The sequence below is a fragment of the Pseudoclavibacter endophyticus genome (assembly GCF_008831085.1).
Classification (GTDB): domain Bacteria; phylum Actinomycetota; class Actinomycetes; order Actinomycetales; family Microbacteriaceae; genus Pseudoclavibacter; species Pseudoclavibacter endophyticus.
Window position 1 is genome coordinate 1,783,698 of record NZ_WBJY01000001.1, and the last position, 26,480, is coordinate 1,810,177.

Consider the following 26,480-nt stretch of genomic DNA (forward strand, 5'->3'; position numbering starts at 1 on the left):
CTAGGCGCACGGAGGGGATGCAGGATGACTGACGACGAAGGCCTGACCGACGAGCGCCAGCAACTCCTCATCGTGACGGGCATGTCGGGGGCGGGCCGTTCGACCGCGTGCAAGGCGCTCGAAGACCTCGACTGGTTCGTCGTCGACAATCTGCCGCCGGAGATGATTACGCCGCTCATCGAGGTGGCCGGCAAGGCGCGCGATTCGCTCCCCAAGCTGGCCGTCGCAATGGACGTTCGCGGAGGGCGGCTGCTGGAGTCGTTCACGAGCTTCGTAGTGAAGCTGCGCCAGTCGCACGACGTGCGCGTGATCTTCCTCGACGCGACCGACGACACGCTTGTGCGGCGCTTCGAGTCGGTGCGCAGGCCGCATCCGCTGCAGGGCGACGGCACGATCCTCGAGGGCATCGAGTTCGAGCGCGCCCGCCTGCGCGAGGTGCGGGAGTCGGCCGACATCATCATCGACACGTCCGCCCTCAACGTGCACCAGCTGGCGAAGCGGATCATCGAGCGCTTCGGCGAGCCCGACCAGCACCGCATCGCGGTCACCGTCATGAGCTTCGGGTTCAAATACGGCATGCCGACCGACGCCGACATGGTCGCCGACGTCCGTTTCTTGCCGAACCCGTTCTGGGAGCCCGACCTGCGGGCATTCACGGGCCGCGACAAGCAGGTGTCAGACTATGTGCTCGCCCAGGAGGGCGCCGAGGAGTTCGTGGACGCCTACGTCGAAACACTCGAGCCCGTCTTTCACGGGTACGAGCGGGAGAACAAGCGCCACGCGACCATCGCGATCGGTTGTACGGGCGGGAAGCACCGCTCGGTGGCCATGACCGAACATCTCGCGCAGCTGCTGCGCGGCAATCCAGAGCTCTCGGTCACGGTGCGCCACCGAGATCTGGGTCGCGAGTAGGAGGCGCCGCCTCACGGCGCCACACCACTGTTCCACCGCCCCCAGCGACTTCCCCAGGAGGTATCCGGTGTCACTCACCGCCGACGTCAAACTTGAGCTGCTGCGGCTTCGCGCGAAGTCGACGCAAGCACGAGCAGCGGAGGTGACATCGATCCTTCGGTTCTCTGGCGGTCTGCAGCTCATCTCGGGCCGGATCGCCGTCGAAGCACAGGTCGATTCGGAGCGCCTCGCGCGCCGCCTCAGCCACGAGCTCGGCGAACTCTACGGAGTGCGGCCCCGCATCACGTCGGCGACGGGCGCCCACGGGCGCGGGCAGGAGAGCTATCTCGTGCGAGTGCTGGAGGCGGGCGAGACGCTCGCGCGGCAGACCGGGCTGATGGATGCTCGACGCCATACGGTCCGCGGCCTCCCGAACCGGCTGACGACCGGCACGCGCGAGGATCTCGCCGCCATCTGGCGGGGCGCCTTCCTCGCGGCCGGATCGCTGACGGAGCCGGGGCGGTCGAGCGCCCTGGAGGTCGTGACCCCCAACAGTGAGTCGGCCATGGCGCTCGTGGGCGCGGCGGGCCGAATGGGCGTTGCGTCGCGAGCTCGTGAGGTCCGCGGCGTGCACCGCGTCGTTATCCGTGAGGGCGAGTCGATCGCCGCCATGCTCAAGATCATCGGCGCAAGCGAGACCGTTGCGAGCTGGGAGGCGATGCGGCAGCGCCGTGAGACGCGGGCGACGGCGAACCGGCTCGTGAACTTCGATGACGCCAATCTGCGACGCTCCGCGCAGGCCGCCGTCTCGGCATGCGCGCGTGTCGAACGGGCACTCGAGATTCTGGGCGACGACGCACCTGACCACCTCAAGTACGCCGGGCGACTTCGCCTCGACCACCGCGACGCCTCACTCGATGAACTGGGCCGCAAGGCCGACCCGCCCATGACGAAAGACGCTGTCGCCGGCAGAATCCGGCGGCTTCTCGCGCTCGCCGACAAGCACGCCGAGACGGCGGGCATCCCTGGCACGGAAGCGAACCTGCCCGCCGACGACGAGCTGTGAGCCGACCGCGGCGGCCGCGCTGATCGGCGGCCGGTGACGTGCGAATCTGCCGGGTTCGACCAGGCGTGATGTCAGTAGGCTGGTCTGGACGCCGCGATCCGCATCACGATCGCGGTGTCCGGTCCGACCAGGAGCACGTTGCCGACCGCGGTGCGCCCTGACGCCGGGCCGAGTCGCTTCAACCGCAGCGCACAACACCCACCTGAGGAGCTCCTCGTGACGAAGATCGCCATCAACGGTTTCGGCCGCATCGGCCGCGGCTACGCCCGCGCCCTGCTGGACAACGACAACGACCTCGAACTGGTCGCCATCAACGACCTCACCGACAACGCCACACTCGCCCACCTCTTCAAGTACGACTCGACGTCCGGTGTGCTGCCGAACACGGTCGAGCACGACGACGACTTCATCGCCATCGACGGCAGACGGGTGCACGCCACGAGCGAGTCCGACCCGTCGCAGCTGCGGTGGGAGGAGTTCGGCGTCGACATCGTGCTCGAATGCACCGGCCGCTTCACCGACCCCGAGAAGGCGAAGGCGCACGTGGACGCGGGCGCGAAGAAGGTCATCATCTCGGCGCCTGCCAAGGGCGACGCCCCCACGTTCGTGTACGGCGTCAACCATGAGACGTACAACCCGGCGACGGATCACGTCATCTCGAACGCGTCGTGCACGACCAACTGCCTCGCACCGGTCGCCAAAGTGCTCCACGACGCATTCGGCATTCAGACGGGTCTCATGACCACCGTGCATGCCTACACGGCCGATCAGGTGCTGCAGGACTCGCCGCATCGTGACCTTCGACGTGCGCGCGCGGCAGCGCTCAACATCGTGCCAACATCAACCGGTGCGGCGAAGGCGATCGGTCTGGTCCTTCCCGACCTGAAGGGCCGGCTTGACGGGTTCGCGCTCCGAGTGCCGGTCGAGACCGGCTCGCTCACCGACCTCACCGTCAGCCTGGAACGGGCGGCGACCGTCGACGAGGTCAACGCGGCGTTCAAGGCCGCGTCCGAGGGCGAGTTCGCGGGCATCCTGAAGTACAACGAAGACCCGATCGTCTCGCGCGACATCATTGGCGAGAACCACTCGTCCATCTACGACGCGCCGCTGACGAAGGCCATCGGCAATCAGGTGAAGGTGTCGAGCTGGTACGACAACGAGTGGGGCTACACCGTGCGACTCGTCGACCTCACTGAGTACGTCGCCAGCTTCTTCTGAGTCGCGCCGCCGCTCCAGTCACCGAAAGAAAGGCACACTCGACATGCCGCTCAGCACCATCGCATCGCTCGGCCCGCTCGCCGAGAAGACCGTCATCGTGCGCTGCGATCTCAACGTCCCGCTGAAGGACGGGGTGATCACAGACGACGGCCGCGTGCGCGCGTCGCTCGGCACGATCAGCGCCCTGCTCGAGCAGCGCGCGAAGGTCGTCGTCATCTCGCACCTCGGGCGGCCGAAGGGCGAGCCGGATCCGCAGTTCTCGCTTGCCCCCGCGGCCGCGCGGCTCGGCGAGCTGCTGGGGCAGGACGTGCCGCTCGCCCACGACACGGTGGGGCCGAGCGCAAAGTCCCTCGTCGCGGCCCTCGAACCAGGTCGCGTCGTGGTGCTGGAGAACCTGCGCTTCAACCCCGGCGAGACGAGCAAGGTCGATGCGGAGCGCGAAGCGTTTGCGGCTGAGCTCGCCGCCATGGGCGACGCGGTCGTCTCGGACGGCTTCGGGGTCGTGCATCGCAAGCAGGCGTCGGTGTACGACCTCGCCAAGCAGCTCCCGGCGGCAGCCGGACAGCTCGTCGAGGCCGAGGTCGAGGTGCTCGCGCGTCTGATCGACGACGTCGAACGCCCCTACGCGGTCGTGCTGGGCGGTTCGAAGGTGTCAGACAAGCTCGGGGTCATCGAAAACCTCTTACCCCGCGTGGATCGGCTCGTGATCGGCGGCGGCATGGTGTTCACCTTCCTCGCCGCCAAGGGATACGCGGTCGGGTCGTCGCTCCTCGAGCGAGATCAGATCGAGACGGTGAAGGCCCAGATCGCGGAGGCTGAGCGCCGTGGCGTCCGGCTCGTGCTGCCCGTCGACATCACGGTCGCGGACCGGTTCGCGGCCGACGCGGCCTACGAGCACGTACCGGCCGACGCGATCGAGTCATCGAGCTTCGGCGCGTCGGGCATCGGGCTCGACATCGGTCCGGCATCGGCGGACGCCTTCGCGGCCGCGATCGCCGACGCCAAGACCGTCTTCTGGAACGGTCCAGCCGGAGTCTTCGAGTTCGAGCAGTTCGCGGCGGGCACCCGGGCCATCGCCGAAGCGCTCACGAAGATCGGCGGCCTCTCGGTCGTCGGCGGCGGCGATTCGGCGGCCGCCGTCCGAACGCTCGGCTTCAGCGACGACCAGTTCGGCCACATCTCGACCGGCGGCGGCGCGAGCCTCGAACTGCTCGAGGGCAAGCGCCTGCCCGGCCTGGAGGTGCTGGGATGGTGACGCGCACGCCGCTCATGGCGGGCAACTGGAAGATGAACTTCGACCACTTGCAGTCGATTGCGTTCGTGCAGAAGCTCGCATGGACCCTGAAGGACGGCAAGCACGACTTCGGCGCCGTCGAGGTCGCGGTCTTCCCACCCTTCACCGATCTTCGCAGCGTGCAGACCCTCGTCGATGCAGACAAGCTCAAGATCGCCTACGGCGGGCAGGACCTCTCGCCGCACGAGAGCGGCGCTTACACGGGCGATATCTCTGGGCGATTCCTCTCGGCGCTGGGTTGCCGCTACGTGCTCGTCGGCCACTCGGAGCGCCGCACGCTTCATGGCGAGACCGACGAGATCTGCCGCGACAAGGTGGCGGCAGCCGCTCGCAGCGGCCTCGTCCCGGTGTTGTGCGTCGGTGAGACCAGTGAGGACCTCGAGGCGCACGGCGCAGCAGCCGTTCCCGTGTCGCAGTTGCGTGCCGCGCTCGAAGGCAACGATGCCGTGACCGAGCTCGTGATCGCCTACGAGCCGGTGTGGGCCATCGGGTCGGGAGAGGCGGCGACGCCGGAACAAGCGCAGACCGTGTGCCGCGCGCTGCGCGAGACGCTGGCCGAGCTCCGGGGCGACGACATGGCCGGCGACACGCGCCTGCTGTATGGCGGATCGGTCAAGGCCTCCAACGTCGTCGGCTTCATGCGCGAGCCCGACATCGACGGCGCCCTCATCGGCGGCGCCAGCCTCAAGATCGACGAATTCTCGGCGATCGTCAGGTACCGGCAGCACGTCGGGAGCTGAAACGCGTGCGTGAGCGGGACCGCGACCCGCGCGGTACCGGTTAGACTGAACGTTGGCCGGGCGCGCCTCGGTCGCTTCCGATGCCGGTTCCGGCTGTCCGTCCGCACCGAAAGGTGGCTCGTGGATATCCTCCTCGTTGTCCTACAGGTCTTACTCACCATCACGAGCGTCCTGCTCATTCTGTTCGTGCTCCTGCACCGAGGGCGCGGTGGTGGCCTGTCCGACATGTTCGGCGGCGGCGTCACGAGCAACATCGGGTCATCCGGCGTCGCCGAGAAGAACCTCAACCGCATCACCGTGTGGCTCGCCGTGATTTGGGTGCTCTGCATCATAGCCATGGGCGTCATCTTCAAGCTCCAGAACCCGGTGGTGTAGCAATGGCACAGGGTGGCAGCGCAATCCGGGGTTCGCGCGTCGGTGCCGGGCCGATGGGAGAGCTCGATCACGGCATTCGCGCACGGCGCGTCACCGTGTCGTACTGGGACTCGCTCGGCAACGAAACGGTCAGGCACTACTCGGCCGACGTCCCCGAGGAAGACATCCCAGATGTCATCGACGCCCCCATGAGCGGGCTCCCGGCGGGACGCGACAAGAACAACCCGCCGTCTCCGCTGACGAATACTCCCTATAAGACGCACCTCGCGTACGTGCAAGAACGCCGCACCGAGGAAGAGGCCGAGCGCATCCTGGCCGACGCCCTCGAGCGTCTGCGCGCGCGACGCGGCGGCGCGGCGACGAAGTAGTCGACACTCACGGCCGCCGCACTCGCCCGCGCCGGGGAATCCGGGTGGGGGAGCGTTCCAGCCCTGGTTTAACCTTCTCGCGGTGAGGCCGCTCGCTCGTCGACGATGAGCAGGCGGCTCCCGGCGATCTCGTCCGGTGCCCTGCCTGGGGATCGCAGCGCGGCCGCGAGCGGCGAGTCGCTGTCGGCGACATCCGCGCGGGACGCCGTTGCCACGGCATCCGCCTTGTCGTCGCCGGTCACGATCGCCCAGACGGCCCCGGATGCCCGAATCGCTTCGAGCGTGAGCGTCACGCGCTGCGGCGGGGGCTTCGGCGAGTCGAGGATCTCGACCACCGACCTCCCCGGCGGCGGAGTCGTGACGAGCGGGTGGCCGGGGAACAGCGAGGCGGTGTGGCCGTCGGGGCCGGTGCCGAGCAGGACCAGGTCGAGCGCGGCGACGGTCTCGCTCAGCTCCTGCTCGTAGGCGCGCGCCGCCTCCGCGACATCGATGCCGATCATGTCGCTCGTGAGCGTTGTGTGCAGGTTCGCGCGGTCGAAGCCCGAGGCCTCGCGCAGCGCCTGAACGATAGGCACCGCATTCCGGTCCTCGTGCCCGCGCGGAGCGAATCGCTCGTCGGCGAACCACACGTGCACCCGCGACCAGTCGACGCCGGCCGATTCACCGGCCGCGACCATCGCGGGCACGACGGACGTCGCGACTGAACCGCCCGACACGGCGATGTGCACTTCGCCACGCGGGGCATCCGCTCCCTCGCCGATGAGCCCGCGCTCGCGCACAAGTTCGACGAAGCGTTCTGCGGTCTCGTGGGCCGCTGCCGCCGAGTCGGGGACGATGAGGGTCTGGAAGGCTGATTGAGGAGTCATGGTCATCCGATCTCCGCCGCCAGCAGCGGCACGGCATTCACGAGCACGTCACCGTAGACGCCGTCGGGCGCCAGCGAACGCAGCTCTTCGGCAAGCACTTCGGTCAGGTCGCGCCGGTGCATCGGGATGTACTGCGCGGGTTGGTTCGGTTGGCACAGTCGGACAGTCGATTCGCTCAGGCGCTCGAATTCGAGGGCGCCTGAGGGGCGATGCAAGCGCACGGCGTGGAGGCCCGAGGTGGCCTCGAAGTCGTCGAACTCGTCGGGAAGCAACACCGGAACGTCGAGCCGCGACCGCAGCCACGCGGCCATGAGGATCGTGGCGGGGGAGGACTTGCGTCCGCACACCTCGACCGACTCCACTGGCTCGTACGGCGGCTGATCGAGGGCGGCGGCAAGCTGGGACCGCCACACCGTTAGACGCGTCCACGCGAAATCGCTGTCGCCCGGCCGGTAGCCGCGCGCGAGCAGGGCGAGGGCCTCGAACGGGTCACCGCTCTCACCGGCGTCGGTGATCCGCAATTGGGCGATTCGCCCGAACGCCTGCTCGCTGACCGACTCGACGGCACCATCCGGCCACCAGGCAACCACGGGCGCGTCGGGCAGCAGGAGCGCCTGCACGAGCGTCTCCGGATCGTTCGCGGCCGGACCCGAGACGTGGAGGATGACGACGTCGCTCGCTCCCGCATCACCACCGACCCGGATCTCGGCGTCGATGCGCGCGCGATCCGACCGGGGATCGACGAAGTTGACGACGATGACGCGCATGGGATGCTCGCCGGACGCCATGTTGGCGGCGTGAATCGCTTCGTCGTTGGCCCGGCCGGTGGTCGAGATCACGAGGGTGAGCACGCGGCCGAGCGCAACGACCCCGCCCTCCTCTCTCACCGAGACGAGGCGCTTCGAGATCGCGCTCGTCGTCGTGTCGCTCAGTTCGATGATCACGGTCGCCTCCAGCTTCGTCCATCGCGTGCGAGCAGTGCCATCGCCGAATCGGGGCCCCAGCTTCCCGGCTTATAGGTCTCCGGCCGACCGGCCTCCGCCCAATACTCCTCGACGGGGTCGAGGATCTGCCATGAGAGCTCGACCTCCTCGTGCCGCGGGAACAGGGGCGGTTCGCCCAGCAGCACGTCGAGGATCAGGCGTTCGTAGGCTTCGGGGCTCGACTCGGTGAACGCGTGGCCGTAGCCGAAGTCCATCGTCACGTCGCGCACGTCGAGGCCGGGCCCCGGCACCTTCGCTCCGAAACGGATCGTGACGCCCTCATCGGGCTGCACGCGGATGACGAGCGCGTTCGATCCGAGCGCCGCGCGCTGCGACGGTGAGAACAGGTAGGAGGGTGCGTCCTTGAACGTAATCGCGATCTCGGTCACGCGGCGACCGAGGCGTTTACCGGTCCGCACGTAGAACGGCACGCCCATCCAGCGGCGCGCGTCGACCTCGAGTCGAAGCGCCGCGTACGTTTCGGTCGTTGACCCCGGGCTCATCCCGTCCTCTTCCAGGAAACCGCGCACGTACTCGCCTCCCTGCCAGCCGGAACCATACTGGCCGCGGGCCGTGCCGATCGACAGGTCGCTCGGCAGCCGCACCGCGGCGAGGGCCTTCTCCTTCTCGGCACGAAGGTCGGCGGCGCCGAATGAGAGCGGCTCCTCCATGACGGTCAGCGCGAGCAACTGAAGCAGGTGGTTCTGGATCACGTCGCGTGCGGCGCCGACGCCGTCGTAGTAGCCGGCGCGCCCGGACACTCCGATGTCCTCGGCCATCGTGATCTGCACGTGATCGACGTGGTTGGCGTTCCACAGCGGCTCGAACATGTGGTTGGCGAATCGCAGCGCCAGAATGTTCTGCACGGTCTCTTTGCCGAGGTAATGGTCGATGCGGAAGATCGAGTCACCCGGGAAGACCGACTCCACGATGCCGTTGAGCTCGCGCGCCGTCTTCAGATTCTCGCCGAAGGGCTTCTCGATGATGACCCGGCGCCAGCTGCCGTTTCGCTGGTCAGCAAGCTGCGCCCGCCGGAGCTGCGCCGTGACGGCAGGGAACGAACGCGGCGGTATCGAGAGGTAGAAGCCGTGGTTGCCGCGCGTGCCTCGCTCGCCATCGAGCCGGTGCAGCGTCTCGCGCAGGGTGTCGAATGCCTCGTCGTCGTCGAACTCGCCGCGTACGAACCTCATGCCCTTGGCGAGCTCGCGCCACACCGACTCCGAGAACTCGGTCCGGGCGTGCGCTCGCACATGCTCCAGCACGAACGAGCGAAACGCCTCGTCGTCCCAGTCACGGCGGGCGAAGCCGACCAGGCTGAACGACGGGCTCAGGAGCCCACGGTTCGCGAGGTCGTAGATCGCCGGCAGCAGCTTCTTGCGCGCGAGGTCGCCCGTCACCCCGAAGATGACGAGAGCAGCGGGGCCGGCGATGCGGCTGAGTCGGCGATCGCCTCGCGATCGCAACGGGTTCGAGGATGCTGACAGTTCGACGGGAGACATGGATTCCGTTCGTTCGTGACCGGGTTCACGCGTATGCCGCAGGTGCGCCTCTGCTGGGCGACGAGGCCGGCCGCCGCCATGGGTCAGATGGCGCGGAGCAGCTCCAGCAGCGCGGTCGCGTCGCGGTCGGGCGAGGTGAGCTCGAGGCGAAGGACCGGTCGGCCATGGGCTTCCAGTACCTGGGCGTCGCCCGTGGCCTGCGCCGCGATCAGCGAACCGAACGAGAAGGGCCGCTCCGGCACCTCGATGTCGATGTCCTCCTTCGAGGTGAGTTGCAGGAAGACGCCGACCTTCGGTCCGCCCTTGTGGAACTGGCCCGTGGAGTGCAGGAAGCGGGGGCCCCAGCCGAACGTGACGGGCCGGCGCGAACGCTCCGCGAGGAGATCGCGCAGCGCCTCGAGGACCATGAGCCTTGTGCGGTCGGCGTACGCCTGCACGCTGACGTAGCCGCCCTCGGGCAGGGCCGCGAGCAGTGCATCCACGGCTGACGCGACCGTCGTCCTGCCCTCCACGACGTCGTCAGTGCCCCGCGCCTCGATTCCGCCTTCGGCGAAGGCCGCCGGCGTCGGTGCCGGCTGCTCGTCGAGGAGGCCACGCGCCGCGAGCTTCGCCGATTCGACATCGGGCTGGTCGTACGGGTTGATGCCGATGATGCGGCCGGCGACGGCGACGGCGACCTCCCAGAGCAGGAGCTGTGCCCCGAGCGGGCCGGAGACCGCGATTTCGTCGCCGACGGCCGGGGTGTCGGCCGCGTCGGCGACGAGCCGCGCGACCTGCAGGTCGGGGAGCGTGGCGCCGATCTCGGGAGCATCGATGGGCAGCACGACCGGCAGGAGCCCCCGGCCGTCCTTGCCCGTCGACTCGGCGATGAGTTGCTCGGCCCAGTCGCCGAAGCCCTCGATCGACGTCGTGTCGGAGACGATGCCGAGGTAGGTCTTTATCGGCTCGCCGCCGGCGATCGCGGCACCGAGCACGAGTCCGGGGTTCTCGTCGGCGTCGACGGCCAGCACGTCGGCGGCTGCCCGTGCCTCATCGAGCAGCGCCGCGACGTTGACGCCCGCCAGGCCGGTCGGCACGAGCCCGAAGGCGGTGAGCGCCGAGAACCGCCCGCCCACGGTGGCGTCGGCCAGGAACACGCGATAACCGGCGGCACGCGAGGCCGCCTCGAGGGGCGAGCCGGGGTCGGTGACGACGACGATGCGGCTGGCCGGGTCGATGCCGGCCTCGCGGAAGGCGGCCTCGAATGCGCGCCGCTGCGAATCGGTCTCGATCGTCGAACCCGACTTCGATGAGACGACCACCGCTGTGCGCTCGAGCCGATCGGCGAGCGCGGCGGCGACCTGGGCCGGGTCCGTGGAGTCGAGCACGGTGAGCGCGACCCCGGCGGTGCGGGCGATGACCTCCGGGGCGAGCGAAGAACCGCCCATGCCGCACAGCACGACGCGATCGACCCCGTTGGCGAGGAACTCGTCGCGCAGCGCGAGCACCTCGTCGACGAGCGGCCGCGACACGTCGTGCGCGTCGGTCCAGCCGAGGCGCTTGCTCGACTCCTCCTCAGCGGCCTCGCCCCACAGCGTGTGGTCCTTCGCGAAGAGCTTCCCGGCGACGCCGTCGGAGACGAGCGGCGGGAGGTGGCGTCGCACGGCGTCGCTCGCGGCGCCGGAGGTCGAGACGGTGAGGCGCTGCATCGTCAGGCTCCCTTCGCGGCCTCGAGCGCGCCCAAAACGGTCGCGCGGAGTTCGTCCCACGAGGCGATGAACTTGTCGACGCCCTCGGTTTCGAGCTGGCCGACGACGTCGGCGTATTCGACGCCGAGCCCCGCGACCCGGTCGAGCAAGATGTTCGCATCGTGCGCCGCGTCGCTGACGGTATCGCCGCGCACCTCGCCGTGGTCGGCGAGGGCGTCGAGCGTCTTCTCGGGCATCGTGTTGACGGTGTCCGGGCCGACGAGCTCGGTCACGTACAGGGTGTCGGGCAGACTCGGATCCTTCACGCCCGTCGACGCCCACAGCGGCCGCTGCCGATTGGCGCCCGCGTCGAGCAGTACCTTGGCGCGCTCGGACGTGAACGACTCGGTGAAGATCTGGTAGGCGAGCCGGGCGTTGGCGAGCGCCGCCTGCGAGCGGACCGCCAGCGCGTCATCCCCGTCGATGAGCGCCAAACGCTTGTCGATCTCGACGTCGACGCGGGAGACGAAGAAGGATGCGACGGAGTGGATGCTGGACAGCTCGTGGCCGCGTTCCTTCGCGAACTCGAGGCCCGTGAGGTAGGCGTTGACGACCTCGCGGTAGCGCTGCAGCGAGAAGATCAGCGTGACGTTGACGCTGATGCCCGAGGCGATGGCCTCGGTGATGGCCGGCAGCCCCTCGACGGTCGCCGGGATCTTGATCATGACGTTCGGCCGGTCGATCGAATCCCACAGCCGCTTCGCCTCGGCGATCGTGGCGTCGGTGTCGCGCGCGAGCTTGGGGCTCACCTCGATCGAGACGCGGCCGTCACGGCCCCCCGTCGACTCGTGGATGCTCGCGAAGAGATCGCAGGCATTTCGAACGTCGGTCGTCGTGATGTGGAAGATCGCCTCGTCGACATCGGCCCCCGACGAGGCGAGCTGCGAGACCTGCTCCTCGTAGGCCGCGCCGTTGGCGAGTGCGCTCGCGAAGATCGTCGGGTTCGTCGTGACGCCGACGACGTTCTTCTCGTCGATGAGCGACTGCAGCGAGCCGCCCGCGAGTCGTTCGCGCGACAGGTCGTCGAGCCAGATGCTGACGCCGGCCTCGCTCAGGGCCTGTGTGTTGGGGTTCGACATGAGGTTCCTTTGCGGTTGCTAACGTTGCGGTTGCTGGTTGCGATTGCAGTCGTTGCGATTGCGCGTTGCAGTATGCCGTCGGTCAGGCGTCGGCGGCCAGCGTCGCCCGGGCCGCCTCGACCACGGCGTCGGTCGTGATGCCGTATTCCGTGTAGAGCACGCCGCCGTCGGCCGAAGCCCCGAACGTCTCGACCGAGACCGAGCGGCCCCTGCTCCCGATGAGCGGCAGCCACGTCAGCGAGAGGCCGGCCTCGACGCTCACGCGGGCGGTGACGTCGGCGGGCAGCACGTGCTCCCGGTAGCCGGCGTCCTGCTCCGCGAACCACTCGAAGCTCGGAACCGAGACCACGCGGGTGGCGGTGCCTTCGGCCTGCAGCCGCTCGCGGGCCTCGATCGCGTACTGCACCTCGGAACCTGTGGCGAGGATGATCAGCTCAGGAGTGCCGCCCGCCGCTTCGGCCAGCACGTATGCGCCCTTGGCGGCGTTCGAAGCCGACGCGAGGGTGTCGCCGCTCGCGTCCCCGTCGCCGCGCTCGAGGACCGGGAGATCCTGCCGCGAGAGGACGAGGCCGATCGGGCCGCCGCGGCGGCGGAGGGTCTCGAGCCAGGCGATCGCCGTCTCGGGTCCGTCGGCCGGGCGCACGATGGTCAGGTTCGGGATCGCCCGCAGCGCCGTCAGCGACTCCACCGGCTGGTGGGTCGGACCGTCGCCACCGAGCGCGATCGAATCGTGCGTCCACACGTAGATCGTGGGGATGTCCATGAGTGCCGCGAGACGAACCGCGGGGCGCATGTAGTCCGAGAAGATGAGGAAGGTTCCGCCGAAGGCCCGCGTCGGGCCGTGCAGCGTGATGCCGTTGAGGATCGCCCCCATCGCGTGCTCGCGGATGCCGAAGTGCAGCACTCGGCCATAGGGATTCCCCGTCCACGCCTTCGTCGAGTATTCCTCGGGGATGAAGGAGGCGGCCTTCGTGATCGTGGTGTTGTTCGAGCCGGCCAGGTCTGCCGACCCGCCCCAGAGCTCTGGCATGAGTGGGGCGACGGCGTTGATGACCTGCCCGGAGGCCTTCCGCGTCGACACCTTCTCGACTCCGGCGAAGTCGGGGAGTGCGTCTTCGATGCCGTCCGGCAGGTCGCCAGCCATGAGCCGGTCGAACACCGCACGGCGCTCGGGGTTGGCCTCGGCCCAGGCGTCGAAGGCGTCTTGCCAGTCGTCGCGCGCGGCCTTGGCCCGCTCGCCGAGGCGACGCGTGTGCTCGAGCACCTCGTGAGCCACCTCAAAGGTCTTCTCAGGGTCGAAGCCGAGCAGTTCCTTGACCGCGCTCAGTTCATCGGGACCGAGCGCCGCGCCGTGGATCGTGCCCGTGTTCTGCTTGGTCGGGCTCGGCCAACCGATAATCGTGCGGAGCATGATGAGCGAGGGCCTCGACAACTCGGCCTGCGCTGCGAGGATCGCCTCGTGCAGGGCCGGCACGTCTTCCCGGTAGTCGTTCCCAGAGCCGTCGCCCGCGCGCCAGTCGACGGTCTGCACGTGCCAGCCGTACGACTCGTAACGGGCGGCGACGTCCTCCGTGAACGCCACGTCGGTGTCGTCCTCGATCGAGATCTGGTTCGCATCGTAGATGGCGATGAGCGAACCGAGCCGCTGGTGACCCGCGAGCGACGCGGCCTCGCTCGTCACGCCTTCCTGCAGGTCGCCATCACCGGCGATGACGTAGGTGAAGTGGTCGAACGGGCTGGTGCCCGGTTCCGTCTCGGGGTCGAACAGGCCGCGCTCGTAGCGCTGCGCGTACGCGAATCCAACGGCGGCCGCGAGACCTTGGCCGAGCGGGCCCGTCGTGATCTCGACGTGGTCGGTGTGGCCGTACTCCGGGTGCCCCGGCGTGCGCGAGCCGAGCTGCCGTAGCTGCTGCAGGTCCTCGAGCTCGAGTCCGAAGCCGCCGAGGTAGAGCTGGCAGTACTGCGTGAGCGAGGAATGGCCGGCCGAGAGGATGAAGCGGTCGCGACCCATCCAGGCGGGGTCGCTCGGGTCGACCCGCATGACGTGCTGGTACAAAAGCGTGGCGGCCGGGGCGAGACTCATCGCCGTTCCAGGGTGACCGCCCTTCGCGCCTTCGACGGCATCCGCCGCCAAGACCCGGACGGTGTCGACCGCACGATCATCCAGTTCGGTCCATTCAAGAGCTGGCACGCCGCATCCTTCGCGTTCGCAGGGAAGAGTCGACGTCAACCCTAGCGCGGGGGGTGCTTCGCGACCGTGACGAACGTTTCACCGCACGGCGACCAGCCGGTGACATGGATCGCGTGCCACCCGCCTTCTACGTGGCATAGAATCTACTGAGGCTATCCCGTGAGGCCACGCCCCCTCGATCGGGCCTCGTATCGTCTGAGAGTTGGTTGTTGTGTCGGTTGACGAGCTCGTCGGAGTCGCTTCTTCGCCCGCCGTGGCGAGGGGAATCGGCGTCAAACGCAAGCTCAAGGCGTACGTCGCGCTCACGAAGCCGCGAATCATCGAGCTCCTGCTCGTGACGACGGCGCCGACCATGTTCCTCGCCGCACGAGGCGTGCCCGATCTGTGGCTCATGTTCGGCGTGCTCGTCGGCGGAGCCGTCTCGGCCGCGAGCGCCAACGCCTTCAACTGCTACTTCGACCGCGACATCGACCGGCTCATGAAGCGCACCGAGAAGCGGCCGCTGGTGACGGGAGAGGTGAGCGACCGCGAGGCCCTCGTGTTCGCCTGGCTCCTCGGCGCCGCCTCGACGGTGATCCTCTGGCTGGTCGCCAATCCGCTGACGGCCGGACTCTCGGTCGGGGCGATCCTGCTCTACGTCGTCTTCTACACGCTCATCCTCAAGCGCCGCACCGAGCAGAACATCATCTGGGGCGGAATCGCCGGGTGCATGCCCGTGCTCATCGGCTGGGCCGGCGTCACGAACTCGCTCTCATGGGAGCCCCTGATCCTGTTCGCGGTGATCTTCCTGTGGACGCCGGCGCACTACTGGCCCCTCTCCGTCAAGTACCGCGACGACTACCGCGCGGCCGGGGTGCCCATGCTCTCGGTGACGGAGGGCGAGACGAGCGTGAGCCTGCAGACCGTGCTCTACGCGTGGGCGACCGTCGTCTGCTCGCTCCTCCTCGTGCCGGTCGCGCCGATGGGCTGGCTCTACACCGTCGTCTCGGTGCTCGCGGGCGGCTGGTTCCTCTGGGAGAGCCACGTGCTGTACCACCGCACGATCAAGGGGGAGAACCCCAAGCCCATGCGGGTGTTCCATCTTTCGATCACCTATTTGACGCTGCTGTTCCTCGCCGTGGGCATCGACCCGCTGCTGACGTAACCGCCGAGGGTCGCTCGCCTGCTGTCGACGGGCGGACGGCGGGCCACCAGGCGGGTCCCCGTCCGACGGCGCGAGCCGCCGGACGCGGACGCGACCCGAGCTACCGCACCGGCGCGACGCCGGAGCGCGAGCCGGCTCCCGCGGGGGACGACTCGACGCGGGACGCCGCAACGCCGCGGCGCACGACGACGAGGTTGGCGGTCATGACGGCGATCGTCACGCAGCTGAGCGTCATGTGCGCCGAGACGAGGCCGATCGGCAGGCCCGTGTTGGACTGCCAGACGCCGATGACGGCCTGCGCGACGACGAGCGCGAGCACGCCGATCGCGGTTGCGCCGGCGCCGGGGATGCGCGACCGCACGGACAGCCACACGAGCACGATCGCGCACACGAGCAGGATGTAGGCGGGGTACGAGTGCAGGTGCTGCATGAGCTCGGGATCGAGCCCATTGCGCGCGCTCGCCTCGTCGCCGGCGTGCGGACCCGAACCCGTCGTGAGCGACCCGACGTAAACCGTGACCCAGACCCACACGGCGGTGACGAGCGAGAGCACGAGCACGAGCCCGCGGCCCGAGAGCGACGCGCCGAGCGGGCTGGCGGGCACCGGCTCGGCGCGCAGCACACGGACGAGCAGCGTCGACGCGATGGTCACGAGCACGGCCGAGATGAGGAAGTGGATGCCGACCGCGGCCGGATGCAGCTCGAGCCACACGGTCACGCCGCCGACGACGGCCTGCACGATCGTCAGGATGCCGATCCACAGCGCGGGCGTGACGAGGCGCATACCGCTGCCCCGCGTATTCCACACGGCCAGGAACATGAGCAGCGCGACGGCACACAGCAGCCCCGTCAGGGTTCGGTTCCCGAACTCGATGATTCCGTGGAATCCCATCTCCGGCGTCGGCACGAGCGAGTCCTCGGTGCACATCGGCCAGGTCGGGCATCCGAGCCCCGACCCAGTGAGGCGTACGAGCCCTCCGGTCGTCACGATGAGGATGTGGACGGTGACGCTCGCCCAGGCCATGATGCGCGTCCACCGCGTGACGCGCTGCGGCATGAGCCCCTTCCGCAGCGTGCGCAGGTCAGAGGAGGACGAGGCGGACGATTGGGATGACACGTTGACCTTTCGATTGGCCGAATCTGGCGTAGGATGGGGATTTGGCCGTCGAACGCGCTGATGCGCGTTGGGACAGCAGGGATTCGTTCCGAGATGCTGGCCTCGGGAACAGCCTTGAGGTTGCTTCGGGAGCAGCTCCGCGGGAACACAATCACGTTGGTCTGCGTTTCATTCTACGAGGCGTCGAATGGCATTCGATCGCCGGCACGACACGCCGCGATGTGCGTTCCACTCCCATGCGCGGCCCGACGAGGAAAAGAGGTTGAGATGTCAGACGTACTGATCGATCGCCCGGAACTTGATGGCCTCGGCCACTACGAGTTCGGCTGGGCAGACCCTGACCAAGCTGGCTCCACCGCTGTGCGCGGGATCAACGAGGGCGTCGTCGAGGGAATCTCCCGCATCAAGGACGAGCCCGAGTGGATGCTGAAGACCCGCCTCAAGGGCTATCGGATGTTCGAGCGCAAGCCGATGCCGACGTGGGGCGCCGACCTCAGCGGCATCGACTTCGAGAACATCAAGTACTTCGTGCGCTCGACGGAGAAGCAGGCCCAGACCTGGGAAGACCTGCCCGCCGACATCAGGAACACGTACGAGCGCCTCGGTATCCCCGAGGCCGAGCGCCAGCGCCTCGTCGCCGGGGTCGCCGCGCAGTACGAGTCGGAGGTCGTCTACCACCAGATCAACGAGGAGCTCGAGAAGCAGGGTGTCATCTTCATGGACACCGACACGGCGCTTCGCGAGCACCCGGAGTTCTTCGAAGAGTACTTCGGCACCGTGATCCCGGCCGGCGACAACAAGTTCGCCGCGCTCAACACGGCAGTGTGGTCGGGCGGCTCGTTCGTGTACGTGCCGAAGGGCGTGCACGTCGAAATTCCGCTGCAGGCCTACTTCCGCATCAACACCGAGAACATGGGCCAGTTCGAGCGCACGCTCATCATCGCCGACGAGGGCTCGTACGTGCACTACATCGAGGGCTGCACGGCGCCGATCTATTCGTCCGACTCGCTGCACTCGGCCGTGGTCGAGATCATCGCGAAGAAGAACGCCCGCGTGCGCTACACGACCATCCAGAACTGGTCGAACAACGTCTACAACCTCGTCACGAAGCGTGCCGTGGCCGAGGAGGGCGCGACCATGGAGTGGGTCGACGGCAACATCGGTTCGAAGGTCACCATGAAGTACCCCTCGATCTACCTCATGGGCGAGCACGCGAAGGGCGAGACCCTCTCGGTCGCGTTCGCGGGCCCGGGCCAGCACCAGGACGCCGGCGCCAAGATGGTCCACTCCGCGCCGTACACGCAGTCGGCCATCACGTCGAAGTCCATCGCGCGCGGTGGCGGACGCGCCGGCTACCGCGGTGAGGTGCGAATCGACGCGGCCGCTCACCACTCGTCGAACAGCGTCATCTGCGATGCCCTGCTCGTCGACACCATCTCGCGCTCCGACACGTATCCCGCGATTGACATTCGGGTCGACGACGTGCAGCTCGGCCACGAGGCGACGGTCACGAAGGTGTCCGAGGAGCAGCTGTTCTACCTCATGAGCCGCGGCATGCCCGAGACCGAGGCCATGGCCATGATCGTTCGCGGGTTCATCGAACCCATCGCGCGCGAGCTGCCTATGGAGTACGCCCTCGAGCTCAACAAGCTCATCGAGATGAACATGGAAGGATCGGTCGGCTAGAAGATGACGACGCCTACCACGACCACCGCCTCGTCCGCCCAGTCGGGCGCGGCTCCGGGGGAGCAGCGGAACGCCCTCGGGCAGAACGCCCACGCCCATGGGCGGGACCCCTTCGTCCCGGTGCAGACCCGCTCCGAGCGGCCCTCCTCCACGAACCCCGCCGACTTCGCCGACGTGACCGGTCGCGAAGCCGAATGGAAGTACAGCCCGGTCGCGAAGCTGCACGACCTCATCTCGGGTGAACTCGCTCCCGCCAACGAGCGGATCGACGACCCGGGTGTAGAGGGCGTGACCATCTCACGGGTGTCGCGTGACGACGCCCGTATCGGGACCGCCGGCATCCCCGAAGACAAGGCGTCGGCCAACGCCTTCGCCTCATTCGGCGAGGCGCTCGTGATCGAGGTGTCCGGGGAGGACGACAAGGTCGCGCTGATCGACCGCAGCGGTTTCGGAAACACGCCGGCCGCAGCGCACACGATCGTCGACATCAAGCCGCACGCGCAGGCGCTCCTGGTGCTGCGCCACACGGGCCCTGCCGCGCTCGCGGAGAACGTCGAGTTCCTCGTGGGCGAGGGCGCGCGGGTCACCGTGGTTTCACTGCAGGAGTGGGAGGACGGGGCCCGCCACCTGTCGAGTCACTTCGCAGCGATCGAGCGCGACGCCTACCTCAAGCACGTCGTCGTCTCACTCGGCGGTGACATCGTGCGGCTCAACTCGTCGGCCCACCTGAACGCGCCCGGTGCCGACGGCGAGCTGTTCGGGCTGTACTTCGCCGATGCGGGGCAGCACCTCGAGCAGCAGGTCTTCATGGACCACAACGCACCCAAGACCCGCAGCCGCGTCAACTACAAGGGCGCGCTCCAAGGAGAAGGCGCCCGCTCGGTGTGGATCGGCGACGTACTGATTCGCGCCAACGCCGACGGCACGGACAGCTACGAGCAGAACCGCAACCTCGTGCTCTCCGACGGGGCGCGCGCCGACTCGGTGCCGAACCTCGAGATCGAGACGGGCAACATCGAGGGCGCGGGCCACGCATCGGCGACGGGCCGATTCGATGACGAGCACCTCTTCTATCTCATGTCGCGCGGCATCGCAGAGGCCGAGGCCCGCCGCATGGTGGCGCACGGCTTCCTCAACGAGATCGTGCAGGAGATCGGCAACGACGAGCTTGCCGAGCGGCTCAACGCCATCATCGAACAAGAGCTGTACCAATCGACGGGTCGCCTGCTGGGGGCCTCGTGACGTACGAGCTGGTCTGCCCGACCGACGAGGTGCAGGTCGATACCCCGCACCGCGTTGTGCTCCAGGGCAACCCCATTGTGGTCGTGCGCGACTCGGCCGGCTCGGTCTACGCGATCGGCGACACGTGCACCCACGGCGACATCTCGCTGAGCGAGGGGTTCGTCGAGAACGACACGATCGAGTGCTGGGCCCACGGCTCCATGTTCTCGCTGCGTTCCGGCTGGCCGCTCAATCTTCCGGCCTACGAGCCGGTGCCCGTCTTCAAGGTCAAGATCGAGGACGGCGACATCTACATCGATCCCACCCCGATTTACGAGGAACAGCACACACCATGAGCACACTGCAGATTTCCGACCTCCACGTGAGCGTCGAGACCGACCAGGGCACCAAGGAGATCCTTCGCGGTGTCGACCTCACGATCAACCAGGGCGAGATCCACGCCGTCATGGGCCCGAACGGCTCGGGCAAGTCGACGCTCGCCTACACGATCGCCGGGCACCCGAAGTACGAGGTGACGGGCGGCTCGATCACGCTCGACGGTGAAGACGTGCTGGAGATGGAGGTCGATGAGCGTGCGAAGGCCGGCCTGTTCCTCGCGATGCAGTACCCCGTCGAGATTCCCGGCGTGACGATGTCGAACTTCCTCCGCACCGCGAAGACGGCCGTCTCGGGCGAGGCGCCCGCCCTCCGTCCGTGGCTGAAGGACGTCCGTTCGTCGATGGAGATGCTCCGCATGGACCCGGTCTTTCAGGAGCGCAACGTCAACGAGGGGTTCTCCGGCGGTGAGAAGAAGCGTGCCGAGATCCTGCAGCTCGAGCTGCTGAAGCCGACGTTCGCGGTGCTCGACGAGACCGACTCCGGCCTCGACGTCGACGCGCTGCGCATCGTTTCGGAGGGCGTGAACCGGGTCAAGGAAAACACCAACCTCGGCGTCCTGCTCATCACGCACTACACACGGATCCTGCGCTACATCAAGCCCGACTTCGTGCACGTCTTCGTCGCCGGCCGCATGGTCGATGAGGGTGGTCCGGAGCTCGCCGAGCGCCTCGAGAACGAGGGCTACGACCGCTACCTCGCGGGAGCACAGCAGGCTGACGCTGTCCAGCAGGCTGACGCTGTCCAGCAGGCCTAGGCACCAGTAGGGTTTTCACCATGGCAATGCAAACGCTCGAACCGACCAGGTACGACGAGGTCGAAGAGGCGTTGAAAGACGTCGTCGACCCCGAGCTCGGCGTCAACATCGTCGATCTCGGCCTCATCTACGACCTTGCATGGGAAGACGAGCTCGACGCGCTCGTCGTCTCGATGACCCTCACGTCTGCAGGGTGCCCGCTCACCGACGTGATCGAGGACGAGATGGCGAAAGCCCTCGACGGCGCGGTTGAGCGCTTCCAAATCAACTGGGTCTGGATGCCCCCGTGGGGCCCCGACAAGATCACCGACGACGGACGCGAGATGATGCGCGCCCTCGGCTTCAACATCTAGGTAGCGCCCGTTCGCGCTCACGCGGCCCGCCGGAACACCGGCGGGCCGCGTGACGTTTGCCCCCGCGTCTGACGTTCTCGACCTGATGTTCTCGAGCTGACGCAATCGAAAGGACCCTGTGGCAACTCCGAAGCTCTTCGCCCCCCTCTCGCTGCGCGACACGACGTTTCGCAACCGGCTCTGGGTGTCGCCCATGTGCCAGTACGCGTGCGACGCCGAGGACGGGCGCGCGACCGATTGGCACCTCGTGCACTACCCGGGCTTCGCGAGGGGAGGAGCAGGCCTCGTCATCGTGGAGGCGACGGCCGTGACACCGGAAGGCCGAATCTCGCCGCGCGATCTCGGCATCTGGAGTGACGGGCACGTCGAGGGGCTCTCGCGCATCGCTTCCCTTGTGAAGGGGCTCGGCGCCGCTGCCGCGATTCAGCTCGCGCACGCCGGCCGCAAGGCCTCGACGCCGCCCATGCTGCCCGGGTTCGAGCGCGGGCGTGGCTCCGTGCCCGAGAGCGACGGCGGGTGGCGCGCGGTCGCACCATCGGCGCTCGCGTTCGGCGACTACGACACGCCGCGCGAGCTCGCGGCCGAAGAGCTGCCCGGTATCGTGAACGCCTTCGTGACCGCGGCCGAACGAGCCGTGCGCGCCGGTTTCGACGCGGTCGAGGTGCACGCGGCTCATGGCTACCTCCTGCACGAGTTCCTGTCCCCGCTGAGCAATGCCCGTGAGGACGAGTACGGCGGCGACCTCGCGGGGCGCGCGCGCCTCGTTCGCGAAGTCGTCCGCGGCATCCGCGCCGCGCATCCCGATCTACCCGTGTTCGTGCGGGTCTCGGCGACCGACTGGGTCGACGGCGGCATCACCGCCCACGACACGGCCACCGTCTCGGGCTGGCTGCGCGAGGACGGCGCCGACTTCATCGACGTGTCGAGCGGCGCCAACACGCCCGATGCGCAGATCCCTGTTGGCCCCGCCTATCAGGCCCCGCTCGCGGCGGTCGTGCGTGCTGCCGGCCTCCCCGTCGGCACGGTCGGCATGATCACGCAGTCCTGGCAGGCCGAGACGCTGCTCACGACTGAGCAGGCGGATGTCGTCATCGTCGCCCGCGAGTGGCTCCGCGATCCCAACCTGGCACTGACGTGGGCCGGTGAGCTACGCGCCGACGTCGCCGCGATCCGCCCGCCCCAGCTCTTCCGCGCGATCCGGTAACCCGAGATGATGTCACCATGGCGCACGCGGCGGACGCTCCTGGGGAAACCGGACAGCTAGGACGGCTCGACGCCGGTCGGCTTCCATTGACCGAACGACTTGCGACCTGGGCCGAGGCGACGGCCCGGTTCCTGGTCCCGTTGCGGATCAGTTCATTCACTGAGACGGTCAACGGCACAATCTGGGCCGTCCGCACGGCGGGCATCACGTTCTGTCGCGTCCGAGCGAGTGCGCACGACGCAGTCCGAACACCGGAGCTCACGTCCACGGGGCCCACGCCACAGCTCAAGTTCGCGATCCCCATCCGGCGACCCGTCACGTTGCGTCAAGACGGCAGACGGGTCAGGCTCCGGCCGGGGCAACTCGCTCTGTACCGCACGAACCGTCCCTATGAGATCGGGAGCGAGGGCCCGGTCGATCTGGCGATCGTGATGCTCCCCGTCGACGCGACGCCACTCAATGAGTCGGAGATCGACGAGCTCTCGGCGACTCGCTTGTCGGGGGAGCAGCTGCCGCGCATCCGTTCGACGCTCCTGCGAGCTGCAGCGGGTGAGGTTGCGGAGACCGATCGGGACCGTGCGCTCGATGCGCTCGTCACGCTGCGGACTGCCTCGCGCTCCCACACGGACTCGAAGCGACACACGCGCCTTCGCGCGCAAGCCGATCGGCTGATTCAACATCGGCTTGGTGACGCGGCCATGAACCCCGAGCAGATCGCCGACGCGCTCGGCGTCTCGAGGCGGACGCTCTACGACGCGTTCGCTCGCGATGGACGCAGCGTCGCCTCCGTGATCAGGCACCGCCGCCTCGACGTTGCACGTGACCTCTTGACGCGCCACGGCGACGCGATGCTCAGCGTGGCAGAGGTTGCGGCGGCCTGCGGCTTTCGAAGCCCGGCCCACTTCAGCAGGGCCTTCCACGAGGAATTCGGAGTGGCACCGTCTCGATGCCGGGAGATCATTGGCGAAGCTTGACGATGCGTGCGGATCCGCACGACCGACCACCACCCCGCACGACAGCACCGGTCCGGCCGGGCGTCTGGCATACCGTGCAGTTCATGAATGACAAGATCGTTCGCGTCGCCGCAGTGCACGCCGCAGCCCCCTTCCTCGACCTGACCGCGGGTCTCGAGAAGACCCGAGAGGCGATTTTCGAAGCCGGCCGGGGAGGCGCCAAGATCGTCGTCTTTCCCGAGACCTTCCTTCCGGGCTATCCCCACTGGATCTGGTCGCACACCCCGAAGTATGCGGCACCCCTTTTCGCTCGCCTCTTCGAGAACGCGCTCGAACTGCCGAGTCCCGAGTCGCGCGCCATCGGAGACGCCGCCCGCGAAGCGGGTGTCTGGGTCGTCTTGGGCACCGATGAACGCGACGGCGGCACGCTGTACAACACCCAGGCGTACTTCAGCCCAGACGGACGCCTCGTGGCGCGTCACCGGAAACTGCACCCCACCAACGCCGAACGAACCGTCTGGGGGCGCGGTGATGGGCGCGACGTCTTCGTCGTCGACACGGGTTTCGCTCGCCTCGGCGGCCTGATCTGCTTCGAGCACAGCATGGATCTCGCGAAGTACGCCCTTGCCACCCTCGGCGAGCAGATTCACGTCGCGTCGTGGCCCGCGATCAACGCGACGCACGCCGACCCGAACGCCGGTGACTTCGATCACTACTCCACGACGCTCGCACAGGCACATGCGATCTGCGCGCAGACCTACGTCGTCGTCTCACAGGGCATGATCACGCAGGAGATCATCGACACGCTCGAGATTCCGGACGGACCGGAGGCGCCGACGCTCGGCGGTGGCCTCAGCGGATTCATCGGACCGAACGGTCAGTGGCTCAACGATCCGCACCGCGACACGGAGGCCATTGTCTTCGGCGATCTTGACCTTGGCATCATCCCGTTCGCCAAGTTCTTCGCTGACGGTGCGGGCCACTACGCACGACCGGATGTCTTCCGCTTCGGCATTGACCGCACGCCGCAGACCCCGCTCACGAATCAGTCGGTCGCCAATGTCGAGCCTCTCACGAGAGAGCCCGACCACGGAGCCGAACCCATCGGGCGCGTCCTCAGCGTTCGCGACTGAGGCCTTTGCCGCCCGCGTTTTCGTCGGACGGTCGCGGCGGTGCCGTCGGAGCGCGCCCTCAAGGAAGCGCCCTCAGGCGGTGTTGCTATGCGACGCCACGGGCGCGCAGCGCGTCGGCGAGCTCGTCGGCGTGCTTGAGGCTCAGCACGAGCATGGGAACGACGAAGGCGCGAAGCCGCAGCCTCCCGGTTCGCGCACGCTGCGCATCCAGCAGTTGCCGCGACAGTGAGGCGAGCACGGGGATCGTGGTGACGGCGAGCGCGATCGTGAGACTGACCTGCGCGGTCGGCACCCCGATCCGCTCGAGCGGGGAGAGCATGGCAGTCAGCGTGTCGAGCAGTTCGCTCATCGGCGTCGTGAGGGTCAGCAGTGCAGCGAGCAGCACCACCAGGGTGACGCGCAGCGTATTCGCGAGGGCCTCCGGAATCGGCAGGAACACGAGTTGCGAGGCAACCAGCAGCAGCACGAGCCATCGGATGCCGACCATCTGCCGACCGAGCTCGCGCCAGCCGAGTCCCGCGACGAGGAACCCGACGACGACTGCGGCCGCCGCCCCGCCGAGCCCCGGCCACCACGCACCGAAGAACGAGATCGCGACCGCGATCGCCGCGAGACCAGCCAGCTTGACCCACGCGGGGGAGCGGTGGAGCGGCGAGGTGCCGGCCCGGTAGAGGGCGATCACGGGCCGCCGCCGTCTCCGCCACGGTCAGGATGCTGGTGGGCGTCGATCGAATCGAGTTCCGCCTCGTAGGCGGCGATCTCGGCGGCGGGGTCGCCGACCGAGGCGAGGGTGCCGCCGCGGAAGCGCAGTGCGACGTCGCAGCGGGCCGCGAGGGCCAGGTCGTGGGTTACGAGTACGACGGGTGGCGTGGCCGGGTCGAGCAGCAGGCGCGCGATCCGTCTGGCGTTCGCGCCGTCGAGATAGGCGGTGGGCTCGTCGGCCACGAGGAAGGTCGGCTCGGCGACGAGCACCGCGGCAACGGCGAGCAGCTGCTTCTGCCCGCCCGAGAGGGTGTGCGCCGCTGCGTCTCGCAGCTCGGTGATCCCGACACGGGCGAGGGCGTCGTCGACACGCACCGGGATCTCGCGCCGGTGAACGCCGCGTCCCTTGAGCGTGAAAGCGACGTCTTCGGCCACGGTCGGCATGATGATCTGCACGTCGGGATTGCTGAACAGCAGTCCGCTCGCGCGTCGCAACGACGCTGCATCATCCACCGCGTCGAAGCCCGCCACGCGAAGCGAACCCCGCGTCGGCGCAACGAGACCTGTCGCGAGGCGCGCGAACGTCGTCTTGCCCGACCCGTTCGCGCCGATGACGGCGATACTGGCCGCCTCGACCGAGGCCGTGACATCCCGCAGGATCGTCGCCTCGCCGACCGTGAGCCCGAGCTCCCTCGCGTCGAGGCGAAGCAGGCCCGCCGTCACACCCGCGCCTCGCCGCGTGGACCCGGGTCGTGGCCACCAGGGGTCGTGCCGCTGCGCTCGCGCGCGCCCGCGCCGCGGGCGGCGCTCGGTGCGACCTCGCCGAACGCCCGCGGATAGGCGCGCCAGAGGGCCTGCACGACGACGACGGTGACGACGACCTTCACGAGGTCGCCCGGCAGGAAGACGAGCGACGACAGCGCGGTCTCGCCGAGTCCGAGTCCCGTGACGAGCGACTGCACGGGGATGCCGAACAGGTAGATGACGCCGATGCCGCCGACGACGCCCGCGATCGCCGTGCGCCACCATCGCGGCCTCGTCGACCCGGCGCGTGCGATGAGTCCGATGACGATGGCGCCGACCAGCCAGCCGATGAAGTACCCGGCGGTCGGTCCGACGAACACGCCGAGGCCGCCGCGGCCGCCGGAGAGGATCGGCAGGCCGACGGCGACGAGCACCTGCACGGTCGCGATCGACGCGGCGCCGCGCCACGGGCCGAGCACGGCTCCCGCGAGCATGACGCCGAGCGTCTGCGCGGTGATCGGCACGGCCCCGCCGAACAGCGGAATCGGACCCGGAAGCCCGAGCACGGCGATCAGGGCGGCGAAGACGGCGATGCGGGTGAGGTCGCTCGCCTCGAAGCTGCGCCGGCGTCGGGGCGAACGGGTTGGAGTCGATGGGGCGGATGCTGCAGTCACGTCGGTCGGGTCTCATTCGGTTCTGGCGGGCCGCCCACGGCGGCTGCAGGGCGGACGCACCTGAACAGTGTTCAGGTGCGTGCCAACACTCTATACACC

At 68.4% G+C, this 26,480-nt stretch carries 26 protein-coding genes; 16 read left to right on the forward strand and 10 right to left on the reverse strand.

Annotated features, from left to right (window positions below; all coding sequences use genetic code 11):
- Positions 1-24: 24 nt before the first annotated feature.
- The 7 genes from rapZ to F8O04_RS08020 all read left to right on the forward strand — a co-directional run bounded on the left by rapZ (position 25) and on the right by F8O04_RS08020 (position 5,952).
- Positions 25-912 (forward strand): RNase adapter RapZ, encoded by an 888-nt coding sequence (rapZ, locus tag F8O04_RS07990; RefSeq protein WP_158028714.1) that lies wholly within the window; start codon positions 25-27, stop codon positions 910-912.
- 67 nt (positions 913-979) lie between these two features.
- Entirely contained in the window at positions 980-1,957 is a 978-nt protein-coding gene (whiA, locus tag F8O04_RS07995) for a DNA-binding protein WhiA (RefSeq protein WP_158028715.1), read from the forward strand.
- A gap of 216 nt (positions 1,958-2,173) precedes the next feature.
- The gene (gene gap, locus F8O04_RS08000) at positions 2,174-3,175 is read left to right on the forward strand and encodes a type I glyceraldehyde-3-phosphate dehydrogenase (protein ID WP_158028716.1); all 1,002 of its coding nucleotides are present in this window, start codon (positions 2,174-2,176) and stop codon (positions 3,173-3,175) included.
- Positions 3,176-3,218: 43 nt separating this feature from the next.
- Positions 3,219-4,430, forward strand: coding sequence for a phosphoglycerate kinase (locus F8O04_RS08005; RefSeq protein ID WP_158028717.1), 1,212 nt, complete (start codon positions 3,219-3,221; stop codon positions 4,428-4,430).
- On the forward strand, positions 4,424-5,209 hold the full coding sequence (gene tpiA / locus F8O04_RS08010; protein WP_158028718.1) for a triose-phosphate isomerase: 786 nt from the start codon (positions 4,424-4,426) through the stop codon (positions 5,207-5,209). Before F8O04_RS08005 ends, tpiA begins: the two co-directional genes overlap by 7 nt.
- Positions 5,210-5,329: 120 nt before the next feature.
- Positions 5,330-5,584 carry a preprotein translocase subunit SecG gene (gene secG, locus F8O04_RS08015; RefSeq protein WP_158028719.1) on the forward strand — a complete coding sequence of 85 codons (255 nt, stop codon included), beginning with the start codon at positions 5,330-5,332 and terminating at the stop codon, positions 5,582-5,584.
- Between the two features lie 2 nt (positions 5,585-5,586).
- Complete coding sequence (locus F8O04_RS08020) at positions 5,587-5,952, forward strand: RNA polymerase-binding protein RbpA (RefSeq protein WP_158028720.1); 366 nt, start codon at positions 5,587-5,589, stop codon at positions 5,950-5,952.
- Positions 5,953-6,020: 68 nt separating this feature from the next.
- Here F8O04_RS08020 and pgl read toward each other — a convergent pair whose 3' ends face one another.
- The 6 genes from pgl to tkt form a co-directional block, all read right to left on the reverse strand.
- Complete coding sequence (gene pgl, locus F8O04_RS08025; RefSeq protein ID WP_188726209.1) at positions 6,021-6,818, reverse strand: 6-phosphogluconolactonase; 798 nt, start codon at positions 6,816-6,818, stop codon at positions 6,021-6,023.
- Between the two features lie 2 nt (positions 6,819-6,820).
- Positions 6,821-7,762 carry a glucose-6-phosphate dehydrogenase assembly protein OpcA gene (locus tag F8O04_RS08030; protein ID WP_158028722.1) on the reverse strand — a complete coding sequence of 314 codons (942 nt, stop codon included), beginning with the start codon at positions 7,760-7,762 and terminating at the stop codon, positions 6,821-6,823.
- Positions 7,759-9,300, reverse strand: coding sequence for a glucose-6-phosphate dehydrogenase (zwf, locus tag F8O04_RS08035; RefSeq protein ID WP_158028723.1), 1,542 nt, complete (start codon positions 9,298-9,300; stop codon positions 7,759-7,761). Before zwf ends, F8O04_RS08030 begins: the two co-directional genes overlap by 4 nt.
- Before the next feature lie 83 nt (positions 9,301-9,383).
- Positions 9,384-10,988: a glucose-6-phosphate isomerase gene (locus tag F8O04_RS08040; protein WP_158028724.1), complete on the reverse strand. Its 1,605-nt coding sequence runs from the start codon at positions 10,986-10,988 to the stop codon at positions 9,384-9,386.
- 2 nt (positions 10,989-10,990) lie between these two features.
- On the reverse strand, positions 10,991-12,106 hold the full coding sequence (gene tal, locus F8O04_RS08045) for a transaldolase (RefSeq protein WP_158028725.1): 1,116 nt from the start codon (positions 12,104-12,106) through the stop codon (positions 10,991-10,993).
- Between the two features lie 82 nt (positions 12,107-12,188).
- Entirely contained in the window at positions 12,189-14,297 is a 2,109-nt protein-coding gene (gene tkt, locus F8O04_RS08050; RefSeq protein ID WP_158028726.1) for a transketolase, read from the reverse strand.
- A 253-nt stretch (positions 14,298-14,550) separates the two neighbouring features.
- Between tkt and F8O04_RS08055 the strand changes: the two genes are divergently transcribed.
- Complete coding sequence (locus F8O04_RS08055; protein WP_158029160.1) at positions 14,551-15,441, forward strand: heme o synthase; 891 nt, start codon at positions 14,551-14,553, stop codon at positions 15,439-15,441.
- A 100-nt stretch (positions 15,442-15,541) separates the two neighbouring features.
- On the opposite strand, the gene F8O04_RS08060 is transcribed toward F8O04_RS08055, so the two are convergent.
- The gene (locus F8O04_RS08060; protein ID WP_225734916.1) at positions 15,542-16,558 is read right to left on the reverse strand and encodes a COX15/CtaA family protein; all 1,017 of its coding nucleotides are present in this window, start codon (positions 16,556-16,558) and stop codon (positions 15,542-15,544) included.
- 267 nt (positions 16,559-16,825) lie between these two features.
- Here F8O04_RS08060 and sufB point away from each other — a divergent pair, with 267 nt between their 5' ends.
- From sufB to F8O04_RS08100, 8 genes are all read left to right on the forward strand, one after another.
- The gene (sufB, locus tag F8O04_RS08065; protein ID WP_158028727.1) at positions 16,826-18,244 is read left to right on the forward strand and encodes a Fe-S cluster assembly protein SufB; all 1,419 of its coding nucleotides are present in this window, start codon (positions 16,826-16,828) and stop codon (positions 18,242-18,244) included.
- A 3-nt stretch (positions 18,245-18,247) separates the two neighbouring features.
- Complete coding sequence (gene sufD / locus F8O04_RS08070) at positions 18,248-19,486, forward strand: Fe-S cluster assembly protein SufD (protein WP_158028728.1); 1,239 nt, start codon at positions 18,248-18,250, stop codon at positions 19,484-19,486.
- Entirely contained in the window at positions 19,483-19,821 is a 339-nt protein-coding gene (locus F8O04_RS08075; protein ID WP_158028729.1) for a non-heme iron oxygenase ferredoxin subunit, read from the forward strand. The genes sufD and F8O04_RS08075 overlap by 4 nt, the downstream gene beginning before the upstream one ends.
- Positions 19,818-20,618 (forward strand): Fe-S cluster assembly ATPase SufC, encoded by an 801-nt coding sequence (sufC, locus tag F8O04_RS08080; protein WP_158028730.1) that lies wholly within the window; start codon positions 19,818-19,820, stop codon positions 20,616-20,618. Before F8O04_RS08075 ends, sufC begins: the two co-directional genes overlap by 4 nt.
- A gap of 20 nt (positions 20,619-20,638) precedes the next feature.
- Complete coding sequence (locus tag F8O04_RS08085; protein WP_158028731.1) at positions 20,639-20,971, forward strand: metal-sulfur cluster assembly factor; 333 nt, start codon at positions 20,639-20,641, stop codon at positions 20,969-20,971.
- Positions 20,972-21,089: 118 nt separating this feature from the next.
- On the forward strand, positions 21,090-22,175 hold the full coding sequence (locus tag F8O04_RS08090) for an NADH:flavin oxidoreductase/NADH oxidase (protein WP_158028732.1): 1,086 nt from the start codon (positions 21,090-21,092) through the stop codon (positions 22,173-22,175).
- A gap of 86 nt (positions 22,176-22,261) precedes the next feature.
- Positions 22,262-23,149 (forward strand): helix-turn-helix domain-containing protein, encoded by an 888-nt coding sequence (locus F8O04_RS15225; RefSeq protein WP_188726208.1) that lies wholly within the window; start codon positions 22,262-22,264, stop codon positions 23,147-23,149.
- A gap of 83 nt (positions 23,150-23,232) precedes the next feature.
- The gene (locus F8O04_RS08100) at positions 23,233-24,261 is read left to right on the forward strand and encodes a carbon-nitrogen hydrolase family protein (RefSeq protein ID WP_188726207.1); all 1,029 of its coding nucleotides are present in this window, start codon (positions 23,233-23,235) and stop codon (positions 24,259-24,261) included.
- 85 nt (positions 24,262-24,346) lie between these two features.
- On the opposite strand, the gene F8O04_RS08105 is transcribed toward F8O04_RS08100, so the two are convergent.
- The 3 genes from F8O04_RS08105 to F8O04_RS08115 are packed head-to-tail and all read right to left on the reverse strand — an operon-like array spanning position 24,347 to position 26,381.
- Positions 24,347-24,943, reverse strand: a complete 597-nt coding sequence (locus tag F8O04_RS08105) for an energy-coupling factor transporter transmembrane component T family protein (protein ID WP_158028735.1) — start codon at positions 24,941-24,943, stop codon at positions 24,347-24,349.
- Entirely contained in the window at positions 24,940-25,686 is a 747-nt protein-coding gene (locus F8O04_RS08110) for an energy-coupling factor ABC transporter ATP-binding protein (protein ID WP_225734917.1), read from the reverse strand. Before F8O04_RS08110 ends, F8O04_RS08105 begins: the two co-directional genes overlap by 4 nt.
- On the reverse strand, positions 25,683-26,381 hold the full coding sequence (locus tag F8O04_RS08115; RefSeq protein ID WP_158028736.1) for a biotin transporter BioY: 699 nt from the start codon (positions 26,379-26,381) through the stop codon (positions 25,683-25,685). Before F8O04_RS08115 ends, F8O04_RS08110 begins: the two co-directional genes overlap by 4 nt.
- Positions 26,382-26,480 lie beyond the last annotated feature (99 nt).